18 protein-coding genes and 9 pseudogenes are annotated in these 22047 nt (G+C 61.0%); 15 read left to right on the forward strand and 12 right to left on the reverse strand.

Annotated elements, in window-relative coordinates; translation table 11 throughout:
* The first annotated feature begins 111 nt into the window (after positions 1-111).
* Positions 112-504 (forward strand): transposase, encoded by a 393-nt coding sequence (locus tag ACVMIH_RS37755; protein WP_456865470.1) that lies wholly within the window; start codon positions 112-114, stop codon positions 502-504.
* 329 nt (positions 505-833) lie between these two features.
* On the opposite strand, the gene istB is transcribed toward ACVMIH_RS37755, so the two are convergent.
* Positions 834-1577 (reverse strand): IS21-like element helper ATPase IstB, encoded by a 744-nt coding sequence (istB, locus tag ACVMIH_RS37760; RefSeq protein WP_076828398.1) that lies wholly within the window; start codon positions 1575-1577, stop codon positions 834-836.
* Between the two features lie 11 nt (positions 1578-1588).
* Positions 1589-3126: pseudogene (gene istA / locus ACVMIH_RS37765) on the reverse strand (IS21 family transposase).
* On the opposite strand from istA, the gene ACVMIH_RS37770 reads away from it, so the two are divergent.
* Positions 3118-3798, forward strand: coding sequence for a Fic family protein (locus tag ACVMIH_RS37770; protein ID WP_456865473.1), 681 nt, complete (start codon positions 3118-3120; stop codon positions 3796-3798). The pseudogene istA and the gene ACVMIH_RS37770 sit on opposite strands and share 9 nt — an antisense overlap.
* Positions 3795-3986, forward strand: coding sequence for a hypothetical protein (locus tag ACVMIH_RS37775; RefSeq protein WP_253624690.1), 192 nt, complete (start codon positions 3795-3797; stop codon positions 3984-3986). The genes ACVMIH_RS37770 and ACVMIH_RS37775 overlap by 4 nt, the downstream gene beginning before the upstream one ends.
* 152 nt (positions 3987-4138) lie before the next feature.
* On the opposite strand, the gene ACVMIH_RS37780 is transcribed toward ACVMIH_RS37775, so the two are convergent.
* From ACVMIH_RS37780 to ACVMIH_RS37795, 4 genes and pseudogenes are all read right to left on the reverse strand, one after another.
* Positions 4139-4672, reverse strand: coding sequence for a hypothetical protein (locus ACVMIH_RS37780; RefSeq protein ID WP_456865475.1), 534 nt, complete (start codon positions 4670-4672; stop codon positions 4139-4141).
* Between the two features lie 213 nt (positions 4673-4885).
* Complete coding sequence (locus ACVMIH_RS37785; RefSeq protein WP_456865477.1) at positions 4886-5221, reverse strand: hypothetical protein; 336 nt, start codon at positions 5219-5221, stop codon at positions 4886-4888.
* On the reverse strand, positions 5218-5991 hold the full coding sequence (locus ACVMIH_RS37790; RefSeq protein WP_456865480.1) for a tyrosine-type recombinase/integrase: 774 nt from the start codon (positions 5989-5991) through the stop codon (positions 5218-5220). The genes ACVMIH_RS37785 and ACVMIH_RS37790 overlap by 4 nt, the downstream gene beginning before the upstream one ends.
* A pseudogene (locus ACVMIH_RS37795) lies at positions 5982-6887 on the reverse strand (IS481 family transposase); the annotation flags it as partial. The gene ACVMIH_RS37790 and the pseudogene ACVMIH_RS37795, both read right to left, overlap by 10 nt.
* A gap of 113 nt (positions 6888-7000) precedes the next feature.
* On the opposite strand from ACVMIH_RS37795, the pseudogene ACVMIH_RS37800 reads away from it, so the two are divergent.
* From ACVMIH_RS37800 to ACVMIH_RS37820, 5 genes and pseudogenes are all read left to right on the forward strand, one after another.
* Positions 7001-7177: pseudogene (locus ACVMIH_RS37800) on the forward strand (group II intron reverse transcriptase/maturase); the annotation flags it as partial.
* Positions 7178-7184: 7 nt separating this feature from the next.
* Positions 7185-7598, forward strand: a complete 414-nt coding sequence (locus tag ACVMIH_RS37805; protein WP_456866662.1) for a group II intron maturase-specific domain-containing protein — start codon at positions 7185-7187, stop codon at positions 7596-7598.
* 690 nt (positions 7599-8288) lie between these two features.
* The gene (locus tag ACVMIH_RS37810) at positions 8289-9047 is read left to right on the forward strand and encodes a class I SAM-dependent DNA methyltransferase (protein WP_456865484.1); all 759 of its coding nucleotides are present in this window, start codon (positions 8289-8291) and stop codon (positions 9045-9047) included.
* Positions 9048-9200: 153 nt separating this feature from the next.
* Positions 9201-10334: pseudogene (locus ACVMIH_RS37815) on the forward strand (integrase core domain-containing protein).
* Between the two features lie 204 nt (positions 10335-10538).
* Positions 10539-11318, forward strand: a complete 780-nt coding sequence (locus ACVMIH_RS37820) for an SDR family NAD(P)-dependent oxidoreductase (protein WP_456865486.1) — start codon at positions 10539-10541, stop codon at positions 11316-11318.
* An 89-nt stretch (positions 11319-11407) separates the two neighbouring features.
* Here ACVMIH_RS37820 and ACVMIH_RS37825 read toward each other — a convergent pair.
* A pseudogene (locus tag ACVMIH_RS37825) lies at positions 11408-11625 on the reverse strand (integrase core domain-containing protein); the annotation flags it as partial.
* 660 nt (positions 11626-12285) lie between these two features.
* Here ACVMIH_RS37825 and ACVMIH_RS37830 point away from each other — a divergent pair.
* A complete protein-coding gene (locus ACVMIH_RS37830) occupies positions 12286-13047 on the forward strand; it encodes a tyrosine-type recombinase/integrase (RefSeq protein WP_456865488.1) in 762 nt (253 codons plus the stop codon).
* Between the two features lie 45 nt (positions 13048-13092).
* Here the strand turns inward: ACVMIH_RS37830 and tnpB are convergent, their stop codons facing one another.
* Positions 13093-13218, reverse strand: coding sequence for an IS66 family insertion sequence element accessory protein TnpB (tnpB, locus tag ACVMIH_RS37835; RefSeq protein ID WP_456865491.1), 126 nt, complete (start codon positions 13216-13218; stop codon positions 13093-13095).
* A 26-nt stretch (positions 13219-13244) separates the two neighbouring features.
* Positions 13245-13697 carry an IS66-like element accessory protein TnpA gene (tnpA, locus tag ACVMIH_RS37840; protein ID WP_456865494.1) on the reverse strand — a complete coding sequence of 151 codons (453 nt, stop codon included), beginning with the start codon at positions 13695-13697 and terminating at the stop codon, positions 13245-13247.
* 1041 nt (positions 13698-14738) lie between these two features.
* Here tnpA and ACVMIH_RS37845 point away from each other — a divergent pair.
* Both ACVMIH_RS37845 and ACVMIH_RS37850 read left to right on the forward strand, forming a co-directional pair.
* Positions 14739-15630, forward strand: a pseudogene (locus ACVMIH_RS37845) (3-keto-5-aminohexanoate cleavage protein).
* 12 nt (positions 15631-15642) lie between these two features.
* A complete protein-coding gene (locus tag ACVMIH_RS37850; protein WP_456865496.1) occupies positions 15643-17106 on the forward strand; it encodes a 3-hydroxyacyl-CoA dehydrogenase NAD-binding domain-containing protein in 1464 nt (487 codons plus the stop codon).
* Positions 17107-17752: 646 nt separating this feature from the next.
* Here the strand turns inward: ACVMIH_RS37850 and ACVMIH_RS37855 are convergent.
* Positions 17753-17992: pseudogene (locus ACVMIH_RS37855) on the reverse strand (ATP-binding protein); the annotation flags it as partial.
* 358 nt (positions 17993-18350) lie between these two features.
* On the opposite strand from ACVMIH_RS37855, the gene ACVMIH_RS37860 reads away from it, so the two are divergent.
* The 3 genes and pseudogenes from ACVMIH_RS37860 to ACVMIH_RS37870 form a co-directional block, all read left to right on the forward strand.
* On the forward strand, positions 18351-19364 hold the full coding sequence (locus tag ACVMIH_RS37860; protein WP_456865340.1) for a tyrosine-type recombinase/integrase: 1014 nt from the start codon (positions 18351-18353) through the stop codon (positions 19362-19364).
* Complete coding sequence (locus ACVMIH_RS37865; protein ID WP_456865342.1) at positions 19361-19582, forward strand: hypothetical protein; 222 nt, start codon at positions 19361-19363, stop codon at positions 19580-19582. The genes ACVMIH_RS37860 and ACVMIH_RS37865 overlap by 4 nt, the downstream gene beginning before the upstream one ends.
* A 132-nt stretch (positions 19583-19714) precedes the next feature.
* A pseudogene (locus ACVMIH_RS37870) lies at positions 19715-20182 on the forward strand (tyrosine-type recombinase/integrase); the annotation flags it as partial.
* Positions 20183-20239: 57 nt separating this feature from the next.
* Here ACVMIH_RS37870 and ACVMIH_RS37875 read toward each other — a convergent pair.
* Both ACVMIH_RS37875 and ACVMIH_RS37880 read right to left on the reverse strand, forming a co-directional pair.
* Positions 20240-20437: pseudogene (locus tag ACVMIH_RS37875) on the reverse strand (ATP-binding protein); the annotation flags it as partial.
* Between the two features lie 5 nt (positions 20438-20442).
* The gene (locus tag ACVMIH_RS37880) at positions 20443-20910 is read right to left on the reverse strand and encodes a hypothetical protein (protein ID WP_456865498.1); all 468 of its coding nucleotides are present in this window, start codon (positions 20908-20910) and stop codon (positions 20443-20445) included.
* A gap of 125 nt (positions 20911-21035) precedes the next feature.
* Between ACVMIH_RS37880 and ACVMIH_RS37885 the strand changes: the two genes are divergently transcribed.
* Positions 21036-21905, forward strand: a complete 870-nt coding sequence (locus ACVMIH_RS37885) for a tyrosine-type recombinase/integrase (RefSeq protein ID WP_456865337.1) — start codon at positions 21036-21038, stop codon at positions 21903-21905.
* Positions 21906-22047 lie beyond the last annotated feature (142 nt).

Consider the following 22047-nt stretch of genomic DNA (forward strand, 5'->3'; position numbering starts at 1 on the left):
AATGTAAGCGCTACGCCGATACCCTGGCTTCAGGGTTAGATTAAATGTGCGAAGAAGCCTCCGGCTTGAACGGAGGTTTGGGATGGGATTGGACGGCAAAAGGACGTCCATTTGGACAACTCGTCGGTTGGGGCAGTCAGCCGGCTTGAAGTGCTTGAAGGGCCGTCCGGGCGTCGTGTGCGTTCGGAGGCTGAGCGGGCTCGGATCGTCGCCGAAAGTCCGCTGTCCGACGCTCAGGTGTCGGAGGTAGCGCGCAAGCCCGGGGCGACGCGCTGGCAGATTTACGATTGGCGACGACGCTTTCGCCAGCGAGGCGACTTGCCGTCGTTGGAGGCTTCGCAGCCACCGTTCGCGCCGCTGGTTGTGGAATGGCCGTTAGAGGAGCGTCACGTTCCGGCGGTCAAGCTCGAGATTGCGATTGGCGACGTCGTCGTGCGGATGGACGCGGCGATAGATGGGGAGCAGCTGTCTCGGGTGATCCGCGCGGTGCGGGCGTCACGATGATTGTACCCGGCGCAGAGCTGAAGATTTATATCGCGACGCGGCCTGTCGACTTCCGCTGTGGCCACGATGCGGATTCCGAGATGATGGTGCGCACCGTACCGACTTGATCTCGCCCAGGATTCCGAGATGATCTCGCCCACCATTCCGATTTGATGTCGCCCGGGGCGCGAGGCGTTCTGGCTGTTTGGTTTCTGGCATCGGTGAAGCCGCGGGGTCAACTTGAATCGCGGCTTGAGGCCCTTCTTCGTCTGCTGTTGGTCTGCTGTGGGCATGTGGGCAACGCTCTTTGCGTTGTCCAAGCGCAGCGGCATGTCCACAGCGCCACTGGCTCAGGCCTTTCGATCGGGTTTGCGGGTTCGCCGCAGGCTCTCGCCGTTGAGATCGATCCGGTGGGCGTTGTGGACCAGGCGGTCGAGGACGGCATCGGCGTAGGTGGGATCGCCGATCAGCGCGTGCCATTGATCGACGGGGAGCTGGCTGGTGACGGTGGTGGAGCGGCGGCCGTAGCGGTCCTCGAGGATCTCGAGGAGGTCGTGGCGGGCTGCGGCGTCGAGCGGCTCGAGGCCCCAGTCGTCGAGGATGAGCAGATCGATGCGGCCGAGCGCCCGCAGGAGCCGCGGGTGGCGGCCGTCGCCGCGCGCCAAAGCGAGATCGGTGAACAGCCGCGGGACACGCTGGTAGAGCACGGAGCGATTGTCGCGGCAGGCCTTGTTGCCGAGCGCCGAGGCGAGCCAGCTCTTGCCGACGCCGGAGGGCCCGCAGATCAGCAGGTTGGCGTGGTCGTCGATCCATTGGCCTTCGACCAGCATCGTCAGGAGGCTGCGGTCGAGGCCGCGCGGGGTGCGATAGTCGATGTCCTCGACGCAAGCCTGCTGGCGCAGCTTGGCGTATTGCAGCCGCTTCGATAGCCGCTTGTCGCGTCGCAGCGAGGCTTCGCGTTCGAGCAGCAGCGCGAGCCATTCGGCATGGCCGAGGCTTGCGGCATCGCCGCCGGCTTCGATGTCGGCAAAGGCCTTGGCCATGCCATGAAGGCCGAGCGCGTGGAGTTGATCGAGGGTCGGATGCGTGAGCAAGGCGTGATCTCCTAGTTGTAGTAGCGTGGCCCGCGGATGTTGGGATGAAGGACCGGCGCGTTGTCCGCGGGGCGCTTGGGTGAAGGACGCCGATCGAGATTGTTGGCAAGGATCGATTTGACCGAGCCGTAGGTGCGCGCGCCGATGTCGATCGCCCGCATGGCGGCAGCATCGAGCCGCTCTTGCCCGTAGGATTGGCCGAGCCGGATGATGCCGAGGCAAGCGCGGAAGCCCTGCTCCGGGTGCGCCCGCTCATCGAGGATCAGGTCGCACAGCGCCGCGGTGGCCGGCCCGATCGTGGCGGCCTCCTTGCGAATGCGCTCGATGGTCCAGCCGGCGTAGCGCCGATGACTGGACGCCATGTGTTCCGGCACGGTGGTGTGCTTGTGGTTGCCGCTCATGCGCTGATGCGCGGCGATCCGCTCGCCCTTGTGGAAAATCTCGACGGTGCGGGCGGTGAAGCGCACCTCGACCTCGGCGCGGACGAAGCGATGCGGGACGCTGTAGTAATGCGCCTCGACCTCGACGTGATAGTCGATGCTGACCCGGCAGATCCGCCACTCGGCGAACACGTAGGGGCTCTCCGGCAAGTCCTTGAGCGCCGGCCGGTCGATCTCCTCCAATAGCTTGCGGCGGGTCACGCCGAGCCGCCGGATCGGCCGCTCCTCGTTGAGCCGGGTCATTAGCTCGGTGATCGCTGCGTTGACCTCGGCGAGGCTGTGGAAGGTGCGGTGGCGCAGCCGCCCGAGCAGCCAGCGCTCGACCATGAGGACCGCCTGTTCGACCTTCGCCTTGTCCCGTGGCCGTCGCGGCCTGGCCGGCAGAATGGCGGTGCCGTAATGCGCCGCCATGTCGGCGTAGCTGCGGTTGATCTGCGGGTCGTAGAGGCAGGCCTTGATCATGCGACCTTGGTATTGTCCGGCACCAGCAGCGCCGGCACGCCGCCGATCGCCTCGAAGGCGCCGACGTGGCCGCTGATCCAGTCGGCGAGCCCCTGCGTCCAAGTCGCCTGCGCGTAGGTGAAGCTCGATGCGCCGAGCACCGCGACGAAGATCTGCGCGGCGCGTCGCTCGCCGGTGAACCGGTCGATTACCACCGGCACGCCGTCGCCGGCATAGTCGACGAACAGCTTGTCGCCGGCCGTATGCGACTGGCGCATCGTCACCGACAGGCGGCCTTCCCAGGCGCGGTAGAGCTCGCAGAACCGCGAATAACGATACCCGTCGGGTTCGCCCGCGATGTACTCGTCCCACAGGATCGACAGCGTCACATGCTTGCGCCGGAGTTCGCGGTGTACCGCCGCCCAGTCCGGCTCGGCCTGCCGGCGATGGCCCCGCCGGGTGCCGGGACCGGCTCCCGCGCTGGCGAACAGCCGGGCTTCCAGCGCAGCGTCGGTGATGTCGTCGGGCAATGGCCAGGTCAGCCCCGCCGCCTCGAACCGGTGGATCGTCAACCGCACCGTCGAAGGGGCTGTCCCCACCCGCCGCGCAATCTCGCGGGTCGGCATCCCGGCCGACTTCAATCTGATCACATCGCGCACATGGCGCATCGCAAACCTCTCCGTCGGCATCCAGGTCCCCCTTCGCAAAGCCGAAAGGCGGGACCGTATCGGAGCCAGAAGAGGCCTCGTCACCCCGGGCGACATCATCCCGGAATGGTGGGCGAGATCATTCCGGAATGGTGGGCGACATCGAGCGGAATCAGCATTGTAACCATACACCCTTTCGAGGATGGAAATGGACGCATCGCGCGAGCCATCGCCGATCTAATGCTGGCGCGCTCCGAGAACAGCACGCACCGCTTCTACAGTATGTCGGCCCAGATCCGTCGCGAAAGGAACGACTCCTATGCGGTTCTTGAAAGAACCCAAAAAGGCGACCTGAATATCACCGAGTGGATTATGTGGTTCCTAGATTGCTTGGACCGTGCCTTTGACGGGGCTGCGGTGGTCCTCGCCAGCGTTCTGCGGAAGGCTACTTTCTGGGACGAACATGCGGGAAAGCAACTCAATGAGCGTCAGCGGGCCGTTCTCAACCGGCTTCTGGATGGCTTCCATGGAAAAATGAGCTCATCCAAGTGGGCGAAGTTGACAAAGATTTCCCAAGCGACGGCTTCGAGAGATATTGATGAACTCGTTGCACTCGGCATCCTGAAGAAAGACGCAGCAGGCGGCAGAAGTACCAGCTATTCTTTGATCGAGCCGATGGTAGAAAGCTCATGAAGGACAATCAAGAAAAAGCCTTCGAGAAGACTCTCTCCACGCAACTTGTCCGAACCATCGATTTCGTCAAGTTCGCCGAAATCAAGAATGCCGCCCTTCTTACGTTCTCCTCGGCTTGGATCATCGGCACGATCAACCTGCTAACGAGCCAGGCCAGCTTGCCACTGGGTTACAACGTCGCATTCTGAGCGGCGCTTCCTCTTCGCTGTGGGCGGTCTGGTTTGTATTCTGTCGTTTGTCCCGCAGGTGTTGCCTCAGTTTTTCGAGACGGATGACGACTCCATCAGCTTACTGTATTGGGGCGCCGCGCCGGGCACACATTCAGGCGCTGCCTTTGACCTTATTCCATATGCGAGGCGCTCCAGACCCTGAGGACCCGGGGTGCCAGTCTGGTATCGACGAGTTTGCTCCAGGACTTGCCTACTTCGATCCAGCGGCATTTTCGCGCGGGCAAGGTCTCCAGCACTTTTTGGGCAATAGGTGCGAGACTCGCAGCTTCGGAGGTTGGGTCAAGCCCAGCATCTGCAAGGATTTTTAGGGCTGCCTCTTTGGATCGCATCCACGCCGCTTCGGTGAACCTGCTCTCCGAGAAATACTCGAAACAGGTGCGAAACGTCAGAGCACGGCCGACGACCTTATGGTTTGGTAATCCCGTCTCACTGAGCCATCGGCGCAAATGGTCGCACCATTCCTTGTTGCTGAAGTCGAGAAGATTGCCACCTTCGAAAATCAAAAGCGCCGCCATGCCGGCGATCTCACATCGCACGTCTTCATCTTGTTTTTCGAACCAGTCGCGGATTGCTTGCAAGGGCGTCCTCGGCATCTCGGCCGCGCCGGTCCGCTTGAACGGGACGACGTTTTCCAGTGGGGGCATGCGCGGCCAAGGCTTCCCCTTTGCGTCTTGCCTTTAACGATCGGGTACTTCACCTGCGCGCGATCAGATCGGAACGCTGCGCGGCATCAGATTGGAATACCTGCGCGCGATCATCGGAATCCGCAGCCACGATAGGCTTGCTGCGAAGGTGCAGGAGATGCTTGGTCTCGACCCGTTCTTATGTGTCGGACGAGATTATGTGGCGGAGGCGCCCTAACGCCAGCCAGGGCCGGCCACCCAGGGTTTCTCCGTCACATAATAATTAGATGTTGGCCAGCAGCTGCAGGATGGTGTCGTTCGGCCGGAAGCGCGTGCTGCGGTCCGCTTCTCCTCAAGCTCGTCAAGAAAGGCGAGAACAAGGTCCCGATCGAGATCCTCAAGGGCCAGCGCCGCCGGCTTCTTCCCCAAATGGGCGGCGGCAAAGAGGATCAGCATGCGCAAGGCATCGCGATAGCCGGCTAAGGTCGCGGAGGTCGCGTTGCGCTGCTTGGTCAACCGGCGACGAAAGTACGACTCCAGGAGCGGCGCCAACAGGAGGTGTTCGTTCATGCCACGCCTCCGTCGAGGAAGGCGCGCTCAGCCGCGATGGCGAGGAGATCCGACGAACCGGTCAGGTAGTAGGCTGTGTCGCTATAGTTGGCGTGGCCGAGGTAGGTGGTGAGTAAGGGCAGCAGCGCTTGGACGTCTGCGCGCTGTTGGTGCCACAGCCTGAGCCTGGTCACCGTGAACCGGTACCGGAGATCGTGCGGTCGCAGAGCCTTGCCATTGTCAAGACCCGCGAGCTTGCGGGCCTTAGCGAAGTTGCTTTGCAGGCCGGTCGCCAACAGACGGCAGCCTCGCGAGCTGAGGAAGAAGGCCTCGCCTTTGGGCCTGGGAAACACGGTGTCGGGCTCACGGACGTATCGACGAAGGGCTGCCTGGGTCGTTGGGTGAACAGGAATCAGGCGGTCTTTACGGAACTTGGTTTTACGGACGAGGACGACCCCGTTGGCCAGATCGACGTCGCCGCGATCAAGGCTGACCACTTCGCCCGATCGTAATCCCGTGCTGGCCAACAATCCGATTAGCGTCGCCATCGTGCGGCCCCTGAGAGGGTTCCCTGGCGAAATGAAGCTGCATGCGTCGATAAGCGACGTCAGCTCAGCCTCACTTAGGATGCGCGGCGGCGGAATCGCCCTGGACCGCGGGAAAGCTTTTGCGCTCCAAGACCTCGGTCTGGGGGGCGTAGATACCAGGTACTCGTAGAATCGGCGGAGCACGCCGTGACGGACCGCACGGCTGTCGGCGGCGCCACCGACCGACAGGACGAAGTCCAGCATTTGCAGATGTATTCGTAGGGCGTGAGACCTTTCAGGGTCTTCAGTCGCCGCGCGTAGTTGTGGGCGGTGATGAAGTCGGCAAGGTGAGCTTCGAGCTGATCGTGTTGATCGTAATGGTAGCGTTGGACGGTCGCTTCCTTGATCGTGCGGTTCATGCGCTCGACCTGGCCGTTGGTCCAGGGATGCTTGACCTTCGTCAGCCGATGTTCGATCCCGTTCTCTTGGCATCGCATATCGAACATATGCGTCACGTACCTTGCCGTCGGGCCGTCCGCATCGCGCGGCGGGAAGGTGAACTGGATCCCATTGTCGGTGAGCACCGTGTGGATCTTGTAGGGGACAGCCGCGATCAGAGCTTCGAGGAAGGCCGAGGCTGAGGTCCTTCCGGTCTTCCTGGTCAGTTGCACGAAGGCAAACTTGCTGGTGCGTTCGATTGCGACGTAGAGGTAGAGCTTGCCTTCAGCGGTCTGGAGCTCAGCGATGTCGATGTGGAAATAGCCGATCGGATAGACTTTGAACTTTTTCTTCGAGGGTTTGTCGCCTTCGACCTCCGGCAATCGGCTGATGCCGTGGCGCTGAAGGCAGCGATGCAGGAATGACCGCGTCAGATGCGGGATGGTCGGTTGCAGTGCATAGAGGCAATCGTCGAGCGACAGCAGCGTATGTTGTCGGAAAGCGACAATGATCGCCTCCTCCTCGATGGAAAGGACGGTCGACTTGGCTTCCTTGGGACCGGTCGAACGATCGGCGACGGTCTCGCGTTGCTTCCACTTTGCGACAGTCTTCTGGTTGATCCCGTAGCGCTTGGCGAGTGCTCTCAGGCTCTCTTGACTATTTTGTATTGCTCGACGGACTGCCTCCGTCGTGGTGGCGCAGCCATGTAAAACCTGTCCCATAGCGCTTCCTTCGAATCGTGCGATAAGGATGCACCATCAAAGTCTGGGACTAAACACCTAGTGGATCTCGATCTGAAAAGATTTTTCGACCGAGTCAACCACGATATATCTTGATGTCGCGCGTCGCCGCACGGGTGACCGACAAGCGCGTGCTCAAACTCATCCGGGCGTTCCTGAACGCCGGGGTGCTGCAGGACGGTCTGATCAGACCGGTGGATGAGGGGACCCCTCAGGGTGGGCCGTTCTCGCCCTTCCTCAGTATCGTGCTCGACGATCTCGACAAGGAGCTGGCTCGACGTGGCCATCGGTTCTGTCGCTACGCGGATGATTTGCAACATCTATATTCGCAGTCATCGCGCCGACGAGCGGGTCATGGCCTCGATCACCCGGTTCCTGACCGACAAGCTCCGGCTAAAGGTCAACGAGGCCAAGAGCGCGGTGGCACGACCGGACGAGCGCAAGTTCCTAGGATTCAGCAGTGCGAGCGATGCGGGCGAACGACGCATTGGGCAGAACGCGCTCGCTAAGTTCAAAGACCGAGTTCGAGACATCATATGCCGGACACGAGACGTCAATCCGGATAGGATCATCAAAGACCTTTCGGCATACCTTATCGGATGGCACGGGTACTTTGCGTTCTGCCAGACCCCTCGCGTGCCCACAAACCTGGAAGCCTGGATTCGTCGGAGACTGCGAATGTACCTCTGGTGACAATGGCAGAACGGGCACAAGCGATTTACGGAGCTTCGCCGTCGGCATCGCCAAGTTCGCCGCATTGCCGCCGGGGCTCTGGCGAATGTCCGGGCACCCGGCGGTCCAGCACGCCCTGCGCAACCACTTCTTTGAGGCTCTCGGTCTGCCCCGAATACTGATTCCTGGGCCAGCTTAACTCAGTCGAACCGCCCTGGTACGGACCCGTATGCGCGGTGCAGTGGGAGGGGTGGCGTCGTGAGACGTCCCCCTATCCCGATCAATAGCGGGAGACATCGAGCGGTATCCGCATGAGGTGATGGACTCTACCAATTCTTGGAGGAGATTGCGAGGCTCAGGTCAGCTAGAAGCTCCTCGAGGCTGATATCCATTGAAATGCGCCTCCTCTACGAGGCTGGAGGCCATGCCAAAAGATAACCACCTTGCCAACGGAAGGACGTTGTCAGTCTTGCTGGATTGGACTTTGCTGACTCTGTCCGCCGGAACCACAGCAATTCCTTTGCGTGGCTGCTATACTACAGAAGTTGGGGTCTTAATCTCAGCGACGAAGGTCTCCACCTCAACTCCATCGCGAACCCATTGGCCTATCGGGATCGGGGCTTCTGGAAGCCGATGAACACTCTGCGCGATCAGCGGGAGCTCGAAACGATGTGGAACTCGGGCCAAGCCCCCTGGAAGACTTGGTAGACCATGGACAGACAGATTACGAAGCCCGGCCATGTAACGCAGAGCCAAGTTGCGGAAGATTTCGATGGCTGGGCCGACTCGTACGAGGAAATGCTCAATCAAGCCGTCGCGTTCGCAGGGCGAGGGCACGCGTTCTATATTGACGCGAAGCGCGAACATATCCTGCGTCTGGCTCAGCGACATTTCGCCGATCTCGAAAGCCTGAATGTGCTGGATCTGGGCTGCGGAGTTGGTGCGTATCATCCCGGACTTAAGGGCAAGTTTCGTGAGCTCCACGGCGTGGAGGTGTCTGCCCGAAGCGTCGAATTGGCGGCGACGCGGCACCCTTTTGTGCGCTATTCGACGTACGAGGGCAGCCGACTGCCCTACTGCGATGGGCAGTTTTCGATGGTTTTCACGATCAGCGTGATGCACCATGTCCCTCCGCTCCAATGGGAGAGCTTCGTTGCCGAGGCGTATCGCGTTACTGCGCCCGGTGGGCTAATGCTCGTCTTTGAGAACAATCCCTACAATCCGCTGATGCAGTACTTCGTCAAAACATGCGACATTGATAAGGATGCCGTCCTGTTGCGGCCTGCGAAGTTGCGTCGCATGTTCACTGCGGCCGGCTTCACTGATGTCTTCACGAGGACCATCATTTCAGTCCCGCCCGCTGGCAAATTCCTGACCAGAATGGATTCGGTATTGGGGTATCTACCTTTCGGGGCCGAGTACTATCTCAGCGCTACAAAGCGCTCTGACAGTTTTCCTGGCAATGACTAGCGTCACCCTGCTCAAAACCAGCAGCCCTATTGGCGGCTTGATGTTGTTACGATCGCTTGCTTACGGCCTGGCACTTCTGCGGGGACGCCTGACCTGCCACTGCGTATTTCCTACAGATGGAGTTAAAGTCCGGCCCGAAGAAGGACGGACAGAATGAAGCGAGCAAGGTTCATGGAAGAGCAGATTATCGCGGTGTTGAAGGAGCATGAGGCTGGGGCGAAGACGACTGACCTGGCTCGCAAGCATGGGATCTCCGAAGCGACGATCTACAATTGGAAGGCCAAATTCGGCGGCATGGACGTCTCTGAGGCCAAGGGGCCGAGGGCCTTGGAAGAGGAGAACGCGAAGCTGAAGAGGCTTCTGGCGCAGTATAATGCTCGATGCGGCCGCGCTTCGCGAGTTGCTTTCAAAAAAATGGTAGGGCCCGCCGCCAAGCGCGATGCGGTCGCGCAGCTGCAGGCCGTCATGAGCCTGTCGGAACGGCGGGCCTGCTCGATCGTGGGCGCGAACCGGAAGATGATCCGCTATCGCTCCAGCCGCCCTCCGGACGCGGCTCTGCGCGGCCGGTTGCGCGATCTCGCCAACGAGCGGCGGCGTTTTGGCTACCGACGGCTGTTCGTCCTGCTGAGGCGGGATGGAGAGCCATCTGGGATCAACCGGATCTATGGGCTTTATCGAGAGGAAGGGCTCACAGTCCACAAGCGGCGGGCCCGCCGCAAGGCTGTAGGGACCCGTGCCTCAATCCTGGTCGAGGCGAGGCCCAACGCGCGCTGGTCGCTGGACTTCGTCCACGACCAGTTCGCCAACGGCCGGTGCCTCCGCATCCTCAACATCGTCGACGGCGCGTGGCCCGCGAACTGACGGCAATCGTCGAGCGACGCGGCAAGCCAGGAATGATCGTGTCCGACCCACGGCACCGAGTTCACCTGCAATGCCATGCTCGCCTGGAGCAAGGACACCGTCATTCGATTGGCACTTCATCGCACCGGGAAAGCCGATGCAGAACGGTTCATCGAGAGTTTCAACGGCCGGATGCGCGATGAGCTGCTCAATGAGACCCTGTTCTTCGATCTCGACGACGCCCGCGCCAAGATCGCTGCCTGGGTCGCCGACTATAATCTTCGGCGGCCTCACTAGTCGCTGAAATACCTAACCCCGCGGCCTATGCCGCCCACCTCACCGGAACGGACGATCGGCTACGCAACCCCGACCAACTCCGCCGATCGTCCGTTGCTCCACCCGCGCCACTTGGCGTACAACTCCGAGACTCTAACCGCCGCTGGATGAACATTCAGTGGCAGGTAACGCCTTCGCCCAACCAGCTCACGAGCGCAACAGCCGGCCTATTCAGCCAATCTTCAGATTCTGTATCAGTAAGTAGTAACAGCACCGAGGTTTATACATTGGCTTTGCTGCGTCTTAGACATCATCTGCGCTTTCGTTCCTTCGTTGCTGTGATGCTTCCAATTGACCTTAAGAGAGCAGTCCATCGTGACTGAGTTCGTGACGCTGATTACCGGCGCATCAGCGGGTATAGGCTCTGAGTTGGCGCGCGTGTTCGCCGCGAATGGTCACCGCGTCGCGCTGTCGTCACGGCGGGGTGATCGCTTGGATGCGCTGGCCCGAGAGATTTCGGCCAAGGGCGGCGCCAAGCCGATCGTCATTACCTGCGATTTGGAAGAGCCGGATGCCGGCGATCGGATCTCTGCGGCGCTCGCCACAGAAGGGGTGGAACTGGAGTATCTAGTGAACAATGCCGGCTTCGGCGTGTTCGGGGAAGCGATCAAGCTCGATCGCGCGGAGCAACTCGGCATCATCGCGGTCAATATCCGCGCGCTCACCGATTTGTCGCTGCGATTTGCCGAAACCTTGATAAAGAACCGCGGCGGGATTCTTAATGTTGGCTCGGTAGCGGGCTTCCTGCCCGGTCCGGGCATGGCTGTGTATTACGCGTCCAAGGCTTATGTGCTCTCCTTCACCGAAGCTTTGCGCGCGGAGCTTGGGCACCGTGGCGTCCGCGTGACGGTACTTTGCCCCGGTCCTGTGCCGACGGAATTTAAGGCCCGCGTAGATTTTGCGCGCGGATATGAGCCAACGATCCTGAACGTTCCAACCGCGGATGTGGCGCAGGCTGGCTATCGCGGCCTGATGGCTAACAAGCGCGCCGTGCTACCCGGTCTCGGCGCCCGGCTGATCCCGTTTCTACTCCGGCTATTTCCACGCTCTTTCGTTTTAGCGACTATGGCGCGCTTTCAGGTCCGCAAGCGCTGAAAAGAGGCTAAGCTGAGAGCTCCCGAGAACAACTCGCGATGCAAAGATCACCTATCGTCCACGTATATACGTTACCTGCCACTGAATGTTCATCCAGCGGCGGTTAGAGTCTCGGAGTTTTGTACGCCAAGTGGCGCGGGTGGAGCAACGGACGATCGGCGGAGTTGGTCGGGGTTGCGTAGCCGATCGTCCGTTCCGGTGAGGTGGGCGGCATAGGCCGCGGGGTTAGGTATTTCAGCGACTAGTGAGGCCGCCGAAGATTATAGTCGGCGACCCAGGCAGCGATCTTGGCGCGGGTGAGGTCCAGGAAGACGAGCGAAAGCGAACCGTCGATGACCCGTCGAAATCGTATCGTCGATGTCAGAACCGGGGTGGTGTTGACTCCGGGATAAGCGTGGGCGGAGACCTGAAGCCCGGCCCGCGTGGCATCCGGCCTTTAGGCGGCGTGATCCTGGATCAGGCTCTTGCATGGAACGCGAGAACTTGTCGTCCCGATGAGAAGGGAGACGGCCGAGCGGGGAAACACCGCAAGGTCCTGAGTACCGAGGCGGGGCGCAGGGACAGAGCAGCTCGCAGTGTGTGCTGGGTAGCGCGTAAGTCAGGAGGGTTAAAGTCCCTTCAGCGCTCGGATGAGCGAGGGGCGCTGTATCCAAAGGCAGGGGTAATGCCCTGTCGGCCAGCGGCGCAAGCCGGTGGAGGACAGGGTGTCCGGAACGGCTCAATCAAGAGCTCCGCGAGAACACCTATCAGCCGCGAGCCGTGCGACGATTGGAGATTCCGAAAAGGGAAGCCCCCGGCAAGACAAGGCCACCAGGCATATCCCACCAAACGGTTGCGCACGGAGTTCAAGCTGGTCAGCCTCGTCTCGCTCATACCTTCGCTGCGGATCGCGAAAGCTCTTTCATGAAAGCCGGATACGGGAAAACTGTACGTCCGGTTTGTGCGGCGGACGGAGGCAAGCTCTTCAGTGGCCGCCTCCTCCGCCCCGATCCGATCCTTCTTCCATCACGTCGCTGCCGCCGATCCCGCCTCGTTCGGCGTCGCCCAACGGGTTCTGACGATCCCCACCAAACGGGCCCACATCGAGGTGACGCATCATCTCACCAACGCCGAGGTGGAGGCCATCATCGCAGCCCCTGAACAGACGACGCCCCGCGGCCGGCGCGACCGGGCCTTTCTGCTCTTCTTGGCGAGAATCGGCGCTCGCGTGTCCGAAGCGACCGGCGTCAACGCGAACGACCTCCAGTTGGAGCGAGGACGCCCGCAGGTGCTGCTTCACGGCAAGGGACGCCGAGATCGCGTCGTTCCCATTCCTAAGGATCTGGTGCGATCGCTGACGGACCTATTGAGCGAACGCGGCCTCGCCAATCATGAACCGCGGCCGATCTTCGTCGGGGTCCACAACGAGCGCCTGACGCGCTTCGGCGCGACACACATCGTGCGGCGTGCCGCCTCCCAGGCCGGGTCCACGAGGCCAAGCTTGGAGGGCAAGCCGATATCGCCGCACATCTTCCGGCATTCCCTCGCCATGAAGCTTCTCCGGTCAGGCGTGGACCTCCTGACGATCCAGGCTTGGCTTGGCCATGCTCAGGTCGCCACAACCCACCGATACGCCGCTGCGGATGTCGAGATGATGCGCCGGGGACTCGAGAAGGCGGGCGTCTCAGGCGACCGCAGCGCGCGCTTCCGGCCGAACGACACCATCCTGCAGCTGCTGGCCAACATCTGATTATTATGTGGCGGAGAAACCCTGGGTCGCCGGCCCTGGCTGGCGTTAGGGCGCCTCCGCCACATAATCTCGTCCGACACATAAGAACGGATCGGCCTTCATGTGCTCGCGCACCAACATAGCAAGCCCCTCCATTCCTTTGCGGAAGTCGACCGGCTTGGTTGCCACCATTACCCGGACAGTTCCGGACGGGCCGATCACCGGGGTGCCTTCAGCGCATGGACGATGGCCGCAATCATCGCCACGTCCGCGCCTCGGCCGACCCGGATAGTGACGCCTTCGGCTTCGATCTCGATGCCCCCGGCATCGCAACGGCGAGCCCCGACATCCGGCTTGGCCTTGCGTCGCGCTATCTTGCGCTCATGGCCAACAGTCACGGCCGGTACCATGGCGTCTACCACTGCCGGTACAAACGGAGGATCGTCAGCCATCGGCGTCGGCAACCGGCGTGCTTGCCGGCGCCAGGTGAACACTTGTTGTGGGGTCAGCCCGTGTCGCCGGGCAATCTCGGAAACGACCGCACCCGGTACCAGCGTCTCCTCGACAATCCGGGCCTTGTCGTCCTTGGAGAACCAACGACGGCATCCCGTCTCCGTGATCACTTCCAGCCGGCGCGCCGTCACGTCCGACTTAAGCGTATGGTCAAGCATAGACACAAGCCGATCCCTTCAAAGAGATCGTGAAACTCGCCTATCCCGTGTGCCGCGAGAAGGTGGGAGCAGAACGACGCTTACGTTCTTCCGTAAAGCGGCTGCGCTTCATCTTCTGGTCCTCATATGGGCCAGAGCGAGTTTCAAACTGGATTAAGTCCAGGGGGCAAGGTCACGGGCAGACCAATCCATCTTGGAAACACAGCGCCTTTTGGACGCGCTTCGATTGGAAATATGCTTTGGCTCATCCGGACAGGAAACATGCACGCCAGTAACGATACAGGGCAAGTTAGTTCATTCAGGCCGGTGACGAAGGCGGAATTTCTATTAGTGGACGCCTGAAGGTCACTGCGTAGGTTAGAAACCATGCGAAGTAGTGATCGCATATCACGCCGTCGTTGTTGTAATGCATAGAAGACTACGGCTTGCTGCCCGAAATCAAAAATGTTTAGCTACCTGTTTTTCGAGGGGGCATCCGAGTCACCTTCTGAGAAAAGCTTTCCGGGGCCCAGCGGCGAATGCAACACCGCAAAAATCGCCCGCTAGCGTGAACCGTGCTTCGTTTACAATTCGCAAGCATTGCGCGGAGCAGATGTCCTTGCGAACCCGGACCGAGCTGAAAGACCCGCCGGCTCCTTTGTAGTAGCTCCGCGCCCGTCGTTGCCGAATCTCGCCCGACCAATGAATCTCGACCGCCGGAGGACCACGCCTTTTAGCAGCCTGTAGTATCCTACTTTCATGCAATCGAGAACGTGCTCAAGAAACATGAGATCACAACGCTGCCGACGAAGTCATCGCCGGCTTGCGGCTGGTGCCCATTGAACCAGACCAGGCATTAATGCGTCGTACCGGCCAGATCATGTAAATTCAGATCACCTCTCGTGGCTTTCTGACATGAAAGCTTCGCGTTTTCACAAATGAGCGCAGAATTTCTACTCCGCGGCGGACTATATTAGTGAAATCCAGATGCAGCCAGATGCTATCCTTTGAATGAAACTTTTTGCCGGTCGGCCAAGCTTTCGGTGGGAGGAGAACGTCAGCATGATCTCCGAGGTGTTCATCACCTGTGCGGTCACAGGAAGTGGGTCGAATGTGGAGCGTAGTCCGCATGTGCCGGTGACCCCAGAGCAGATCGCGAACTCGGCGATTGAGGCAGCGCGGGCGGGGGCGGCGGTGGTCCACATCCACGTACGTGATCCCAAGACCAAGAAGGGCTCGCGGGATCCGGCGCTGTACCGGGACGTGGTGCAGCGCATCCGGAAGTCGGATGTGAATCCAGTGATCAACCTGACGACAGGGATGGGCGGCGACCTCGTGCTGGGTGGCCCTAACTCTCCGCTGCCGCCGGACCCCGCGCGGACGGACATGATAGGTGCGCTTGAGCGGCTGGTGCATGTCGAAGAGTTGCGCCCGGAGATCTGCACGCTGGATTGCGGGTCGATGAACTTCGGCGCCGGTGAGTACGTCATGGTCAACACCTATCCGACGCTGCGCAAGATGGCCGCACGCTTGCAGGAGCTCGAGGTGCGTCCTGAGCTCGAAGTGTTCGATACCGGTCATCTGTGGAGCGTGCGCGACTTGGTCGAGGAGGGGCTGATCAAACAGCCGCTGATCCAGCTGTGCATGGGGATCCCATACGGCGCGCCAGACGACCCGACTACGTTGATGGCGATGGTGAGCAGGCTCCCGCCGGGTGCCGTCTGCTCTGCCTTCTCGATCGGACGGATGCAGCTTCCCTATGTCGCAATGGCGGCGTTGGCAGGCGCGAACGTGCGAGTGGGATTGGAGGACAACCTCTACCTGTCGCGGGGGCGGCTGGCGACCAATGCCGAGCTCGTGCAGCGGGGCGGTACAGATCCTTGAGTATATGGGGGGTCGGGTGATGAGCCCGGATGAGGTGCGCGAGAAGCTCGCGCTTAAAGTTCATCGCTAATAGGTGAAGGGCATGTCTGAGAGGCGGGTGCGAACGGTCGGGCTGCTGGGGGGCGGGGCGATCGGCGGCGGCTGGGCCGCACGGTTTCTTCTGAACGGAGTGGACGTGCGGCTGCATGACCCCGCCCCAGGTGCGGTCGAGCGTGTGCAGCAGCAGCTAGACCACGCGCGGCGTGCATATCGGCGACTGACGCAGGTTCCGCTGCCGGCAGAGGGGGCGCTGACGGTGGTGGACTCGGTCGCGGACGCCGTGCACGGCGTGGAGCTTGTGCAGGAGTCAGCGCCAGAGCGCCTGGAGTTAAAGCAGCAGCTGCTCGCGGCCGCCAGCCGGGCGGCCGCGCCTGAGATCCTGATCTGCTCCTCAACCTCAAACCTGCGCCCGTCGTTGCTGCAGGCCGAGATGGACCATCCTGAGCGCCTTCTCGTCGCGCACCCCTTCTACCCAGTGTACATGCTGCCGCTGGTTGAACTGTGCGGCGGGCAGCGCACGGCCCCAGAGGCGCTGGCTCGGGCGGCAGAGATCTACCGTGGGGTGGGGATGCACCCGCTCGTGGTGCGCAAGGAGGTGGACGGGTTCATCGCGAACCGGCTGCAGGAGGCGATGTGGCGCGAGGCGCTCTGGCTGGTGCACGACGATCTGGCCACCGTGCAGGACGTCGATGACGCAATCCGCTACTCCTTCGGTCTGCGCCGAGCAATCTCGGGCCCCTTCCGCATGGCCGGCGGGGGCGCGGGCATGCGCCGCTTCATGCAGCAATGGGGTCCCATGCTGAAGTGGCCTTTGACGAAGCTCACGGATGCGCCAGAGCTCACAGACGCCTTCTTGGACAAACTTGCCGAGCAGTCAGACGCGCGAGGCGAAAACCTTACCAGTCTCGAGATCGAACAGAAACGCGACGACTGCTATGTGGCCATCTTGCAAGGGTTGCGCGCGCAGGGCTACGGCGCAGGCGAGACGCTTGCGCGCTGGGAACAGGGGCTGCGCGATCAGGCCCCCCGAATTGAGAACGGTTCGGGCCCACTACGGATGCCAACGCTGCAGATGCCTTCTGATTGGGTCGACTACAATGGCCACATCACTGAGAGCCGGTATCTCTATATCCTCGGCCTCGCTAGCGATAACGTACTCGCCTACATCGGGATTGACGGCGAGTACCGTTCAAAGCACGGTAGTTACTACACGGTCGAGACGCATTTGTCGCATCTTCGGGAACTGTACTCTGGCGACCGCGTCCAGGTGCGCACTCAGGTGTTGGGCGCCGACGACAAGCGCCTTCATCTTTTCCACACGTTGACGCGCGAGGGTGATGAGGCGCCGGCCGCCACCGGCGAGCAGATGCTGCTTCACGTGAAGGCCGGCAGCGGACGCAGCGGACCCGCGCAGGGTAAGGTGCGCGAGCGCGCCCTAGAGCTGTCGCGGCTGCACTCTGAGCTGGCCCGGCCAGAACGTGCCAGCGCAAGCATCCGGCTGCGCTGAGCTGCGAGATCACCAGAGGCACGTGACGGTCTGCTAGCGCCGTTTGAGGAAACAGGGTGCTCACCAAGTTTCGGCCGCATTAGGGGGAACAGGTGCGCGCCGTCGTCGCCGCGGCAGTGCTTGCTACAGCACTGCCACCGGCAAACACGGTCAGCTTCAGCAAGATGCTTAGGCCGCAACCCAGAACCCAGCGGGCAGGAACGAGCCTGCTGGATCACAAAGCTCGGGCGGAGGGCCCTCGTCTGCCCAGACCCCTGAGATCTCCGAAGATCGGGCAGCCCGGACGCGACGAGCCGCACTGTCTGCGACCAGTCAGCATTAGTTCGAGCAACGGAGGCTATTACTCCTACATCCAGATCGGGACCGACGCAACGCTCGGCGACGTGACGATGGCTGCGGCCGCGCCGGAACAGCATCCCTCACCTAGTCCAATCTGATGCCGCGCGGCATTCCAATCTGATCGCGCGCATGTGAAGCCCCGATCGTTAAAGGCAATTGGCACTATCGATAGCCCGTGGTCAAGCGGTCGCCGAAGAGATCACGTCTGGTGTCGCTCGATGGAGCGAAGCTGACTGGACGTGCACCCCCAACAGTGCCGTCAGCTTCGCGGGCTGCAGTCCAGGTCTTCATCGGGCTGACGATGTAATCAAGGCCGAGGAAGAACCGGCGGGCGACGCATGGAGTCACCGTTCAGTTCGAACCTGTGAGCATTGTGAAGCAACCGATCGAGTATGGCATCAGCGTAAGTTGGGTCATCTATGAGCTCATGCCATTTGGCAATTGGAAGCTGGCTGGTGATGAGAGTTGATCGACGGCCGTAGCGGTCTTCAAGGATTTCGAGCAGATGATGCCGGGCATCGAGCGGCTCGAGGCCCCAATCGTCGAGTCACGTTGAGCTCAACGTGACTCGACTTATGTGGAGCGCACAGTGATGTGGAGTCGTATCAATCTCCCCGCTATTAACAGCCGCCTTGACCGTTCCTACTCAACATAACTGACAGCGGTAGCGTGGTTCTCCCAACATCCAAAAGGGGGCAACCATGCTCGAACACTTATTCCGGAAGGTTCACGCGTGTTACTCGGGATCGCCCAATGGTGCTTTGTTGGAAGATTTCGCCACTTGGCTCATCTCGGCTGGGTACGCCCGACCCACAGCCTGTCGTCACGTACGAGGGCTAAAGGAAGCCCTCGAGCGGATGGGTTCAGCCCCGCTTGATTGGGAGGCTGGCGTTTCACGAAGGTTCTTGTCGCAAGCATTTGCCTCCGCGTCATTGCAAGGCACCCGATGCGCCGTTGAACGGTTTCTCACCGCGAGAAGGCTGCTCGTCAGAGAACCAGCACCAGATCCGGTCTCACTGCTTCTTGAGCGCTACAGACGACATCTATCGGAAGTGCGTGGCCTTACCAACGCGACGCTAGAACAGCACATCGCAACGGTGAAGAGCATGCTGGCGCACGTTTTGCCGGCTGACGCCCCGCTGCACGCGTTATCCGCCGCCACAGTCGAGCGGTTCGTAACGACCGAAGCACGGCGGATTAAACGACAGACCCTCCAGCACGTTGTTGCCCGCCTTCGTGCTTTTCTTCGGTTTTGCTTCGACCAGGGCGAGATCCAGCAGCGGCTCGACGCAATTGACGCGCCGCGGGCTTACCGAGGTGAACTGCCGCCTCGAGCCCTGGCATGGCCGCTTGTCCAGCGGCTGCTGCGCTCCATCGGCCGATCGAGCCGGCTTGGTTGGCGCGACTATGCGATCCTCCATTTGATGGCAAACTACGGCCTGCGGCCCTCGGAGATCGTCGCACTGACGCTTGCCTCCATCGATTGGGAGAGCAGGACGCTCCGCGTCAACCAGCGCAAGACCAGATCAGATCTGATCCTTCCTCTGGCCGGACAAACCATACGTATTCTCAGACACTATCTGCGCCGCGGCCGGTCCGGCGGGACGCGCCCTGAACTGTTCCTCCGCGCAAGCACCCCGGTAGGTCCTCTCACGCACTACACCATAGCCGATCTCTACCAAAAGCACGCGCGTCAGAGCGGCCTGCCACTGCAGGGCACATCCTCCTACTGCCTGCGCCATTCATTTGCGATGCGTCTGCTCGATCGCGGCGTCGGCGTGAAGGTAATCGGTGATCTGATGGGTCATCGTACTTTGGAGAGCACCTGTGTCTATCTCCGACTGCAGACCGGAGCCCTCAGAGAGGTCGCGCTTCCTCTGCCGACGGCGACCATCGGCATTGAGGAGGACGCCGCATGAGTACGACATTACCGGGCAGCGTGTTCAACCAAGTGGTCGACCGTTATTTGCGGAGGCAACGTTCACTCGGGCGCGCCTATGTTCATGAGGAGCGCGTATTCGACGCTCTGCGTCTATTTCTTGAGAAGACCAGCTCTACCGACCTCGATCAAGCGCTCTTCGAGGCATGGTGCGCGTCACAATCTCATCTCTCTGTAAACACGCGGCGCAACCGCTAGCGTATCGTGCGCAACTTCTGCCTCTATCGTCGGCGGACCGAGCCAACTTGCTTCGTTCCAGATATCAACCGCCTCCCACGTCGGTGTCCGCATGCACCGCCGGTCATCTTTGGAGCGGCCGACGTTGCCAGGATGTTGGCTGCCGCCGATCGTTTGGCGCCGACCTCAACGTCACCGCTCAGGCCAGCCGTGATGCGGCTTGCCGTGGTGTTGCTCTACACGGCAGGGCTCCGTCGGGGCGAACTGCTGCGCCTTACGCTGGCCGATGTCGATCCGCGCCACGGCATTTTGCACATTCGAGTGTCGAAGTTCCACAAGTCGCGGATCGTCCCGCTGTCGCCGGACGCAGCTCGGGAGCTGAGGTCGTACCTCCGGAAGCGGCTTCGGCCACCCCTGAGCTGCTCATCGGATTCCCCCTTGCTTTGCAACAGCAAGGGGCGGGTGCGCGGCTACACGGGTACTGGCATCCGGCAAGGAGTCCAAGCGCTGTTCCGAGCAGCCAACGTTTGCGGCACCGATGGACGAACCCCGCGGGTTCATGATTTTCGTCACAGCTTCGCGGTTGGGTCGCTGTTGCGATGGTACCAGCAAGGTGCGGATGTCCAATCCAATCTGCCGAAGCTTGCGATGTATATGGGGCATGTCTCGATTGTTTCGACTGAGCCAGCTTTTGCCGATGCCGGTCGGGCCGACAATGGCGCAATTCTCGTGGTTTTTGATCCAGTCTCCCTTGAGCAGCATGTCGAACAAGCGGCGGTCGAGCCCACGGGGTGCACAGTAGTCGATATCCTCGGGCACGGCATGATGACGCAGCTTTGCCTTGCGAAGACGCAGCGCCAGGCGCCGGTTGTTACGCCTTATTAGGGTTGCTTCTGTAATGCGCTAGTCGGCGCGGGACGTTGGTGAACTTCGACGGCCGAGGCCGCAAGATAGAGCGCCATGACACCGCATAGAATAATTCCGATCAACAACATTGTCATCTTGTTGCCGATTTTAGCCAACGTTTCTTTCGTCCATATCACATCAGCATCGTTGATTGCGTTCTGACCATAGCCGCTGAGAAACTTGCAAATCGAACCGGAGCCGAACTTCCGATACTTCGCCGCGGCCTGGGGCTTCATATCACTCACTTTGCCAATCACAACCGTGTCGAACTTGGGCGATCCAAGCCACCCCTTTTTTTGGCTACCGTCTTCATTGAGTAAGGGCACCCTGCACACATGAACTTTTCGGACGTAATCGAACCACCCAATGAATAGGATCATGAGGATGGCGCAGATTGCGGCCGCTGCCCCAAACTGCTGATTCCGCTCGATGTCGCCTAGCATTCCGGAATGATCTCGCCCACCGTTGAACGAACCCGCTCCGCGGGAGGGCGAGGCCATTTATCTGAGAGGCATCTGTTTGAGAGGATTGGGCCGCAAGTCCGTTCCTCTTAATCCAGGAGTGCCTCATGGCCACGATGAGTTCGAGCCCGCTGCGCCGCCGCATGATCGAGGATATGACGCTGCGCAACTTATCACCGTCGACGCAGCAATCCTATGTGTACGCGGTTGCGAACTTTAGCCGACACTTCGGCCGATCACCTGACAAGCTCGGCCTTGAGCAGGTGCGCGCGTACCAACTGCACCTGATCGGGTTGAAGCGGTCGTGGACTCACATCAACCAAGTGACGTGTGCGTTGCGCTTTTTCTATGCGGTGACGCTCGGGCGCAAGGAGGCGATTGAGAACATTATTTCGGCCCGCGAGCCGATCAAGCAACCGCTGGTGCTGAGTGCGGAGGAAGTCGCCCGTTTCCTGGAGGCTGTACCGGCCCTGCGCGACCGCGTTGCGCTGGTGACGGCCTACGCTGCCGGGCTACGGGTCGGCGAGGTCAGCCGCCTGAAGCCCAGCACGATCGACAGCAAGCGCATGCTGATCCTGATCACCGCCGGCAAGGGCGGCAAGGATCGTTACGTGATGCTGTCGCCGCGGCTGCTCAGCATCCTGCGATCCTACTGGTGTCTGGCCAAACCGCGCCATTGGCTGTTTCCGGGGCGCAATCCGGACGATCCGGTGAGCGTCGCCACGCTGCAAGAGGCTTGCCGCAAAGCTCGGCAACATGCCGGCCTCGATACGCGGGTGACGGCACATGTTCTGCGGCACAGCTTTGCTACTCACCTTTACGAGCGCGGGACTGATATCCGGCTCATCCAAGTCCTTCTTGGCCATGCGCGACTGTCATCGACGGAGCGCTACACGCAAGTCGCAACCAATCTGATCGCACGGGCCAGAAGTCCGCTCGACGATCTCGACGCACGATTGAGATCTCGGCCCGAGTAGGTGCCCGGCGCACCACGCACATCTATGCTGAAGTCGACCTGGAGATGAAAGCAGAGGCTTTAGCCAGGGTCGATATCAGCAGCCTGAGGCCGCCGCCTCGGCAACCCTCTCTCCCGTCGTTGATGGCATTCCTGAAGGCCCT

The sequence above is a fragment of the Bradyrhizobium sp. USDA 4503 genome (genome assembly GCF_054055815.1).